Here is a 1,939-nt window from a genome sequence, read left to right on the forward strand (position 1 = left end):
CCGAAGTCCATCAGGCGCTTGGACACGTCCTCGGCGGTGATGCCGGACTTTTTGGCCAGGTCGCGCACGTCCAGGATGCACTCGTGGGCGACCAGCCCGTTGTCGCCGACGTAGAGGGTCGGGAAGGAATCCTCCAGAGCCTTCGACACGTAATTGGCGTTGACCAGCGCCATCCGCGACGCCTCCGCCAAGCCCTCGGCGCCCATCATCGCGATGTACGTCCACGAGATCGGCAGCACCCCGGCCGAGCCATAGCGCGCCGCCGAAACGGGGCGGCCGGACACGGCGTCGAGGCCGCCGTCGGAAAGCAGCTCGCCGGACAACGGATCGGACGGCAGGAAGGGCACCAGGTGCTCGGCGACGCACACCGGGCCGACGCCGGGCCCACCGCCGCCGTGCGGGATGGTGAAGGTCTTGTGCAGGTTCAGGTGCGAGACGTCGCCGCCGAACTCGCCGGGCTGCGCGAGCCCGACCAGCGCATTGAGGTTCGCGCCGTCGATGTAGACCTGCCCGCCGGCCGCGTGGACCTTGGCGCAGACCTCGCGCACGTGGCCCTCGAAGACGCCGTGCGTGGACGGGTAGGTGATCATGATCGCCGCCACCGCGTCACCGTGCTTGGCCAGCTTCGCGTCGAGGTCGGCCAGGTCGATCGAACCGTCGTCCGCGCTGGCCACGGCAACGACCTTCAGGCCCGCCAGCGCCGCCGACGCCGCGTTGGTGCCGTGGGCCGACGCCGGGATGAGCACGATGTCACGGCCCTCGTCGCCGTTCGACACGTGGAACCGGCGGATCGCCAGCAGCCCGGCGAACTCGCCCTGTGAACCGGCATTGGGCTGCACCGACACCTTCGCGTACCCGGTGATCAGCGCCAGGCGCTCCTCCAGGTCGGCGATGAGCTCGAGCCAGCCGGCGGCCTGGTCGTCGGGCACCATCGGGTGGATGTCGGCGAACTCGGGCCACGTGATCGGCTCCATCGACACCGCCGCGTTGAGCTTCATGGTGCACGAGCCCAGCGGGATCATCGTGCGGTCCAGCGCCAGGTCGCGGTCGGACAGCCGCCGCAGGTAGCGCATCATCTGCGTTTCGGAACGGATGGTGCGGAAGATCGGGTGCGTCAGGATCTCGTCCCCGCGCAGCAGGTCCGCCAGCGGCCCGGCTTCGGGGGTCTGCTTTGCGACGGCGCCCGCCACCTCTTCCGCGGCCGGCTCGTCGTCTCCGGCGGCGCCGCCCGCGATGGCCGCGACCAGCGCGGCGACGTCGGCGTCGGTGGTGGATTCGCCGATGGACACGCCCACGACGTCGTCGGAGACGCGGCACAGGTTGAAGCCTGCGTCGAGGGCGCCGGCGAGCACCACGTCGGCCCCGGCTCGGGCGGAGTCGGCCCGGCCAGAGACGTCGACGGCGATGGTGTCGAAGAACGTGCCGTGCACCGGCGCGAGGCCGCGGTCGGTGAGCAGCGACGCCAGCGCGGCGGCGCGGGAGTGGACGGCCGCGGCGATCTCGCGCAGCCCCTCGGGGCCGTGCCATACCGCGTAGAAGCCGGCGCACACGGCCAACAGCGCCTGGGCGGTGCAGATGTTCGACGTCGCGCGGTCGCGGCGGATGTGCTGCTCGCGGGTCTGCAGGGCCAGGCGGTAGGCGGGGGCGCCGTCGGCATCGACGGAGACGCCGACCAAGCGGCCGGGCAGCTTGCGCTGCAGGGCCTCGGTGCAGGACATGAATCCGGCGTGCGGGCCGCCGAAGAACAGCGGGACGCCGAAGCGCTGCGCCGAACCGACGGCGATGTCCGCGCCCAGCGAGCCGGGCGAGGCGATGAGCACCTGCGCCAGCAGATCGCACGCCACGGTGACCAGGCCGCCGGCCTCCTTCGCCGAGGCGATGGACGCGGCCAGATCACGGACCTCGCCGGTGGTGCCCGGGTTGGACAGCACGACGCCGA

General features: G+C 71.9%; 1 pseudogene. It reads right to left on the reverse strand.

The features are described from left to right. Window positions 1-1,939: pseudogene (locus GX015_RS08000) on the reverse strand (beta-eliminating lyase-related protein); the annotation flags it as partial.

The organism is Corynebacterium sp. (assembly GCF_012837295.1).
Classification (GTDB): domain Bacteria; phylum Actinomycetota; class Actinomycetes; order Mycobacteriales; family Mycobacteriaceae; genus Corynebacterium.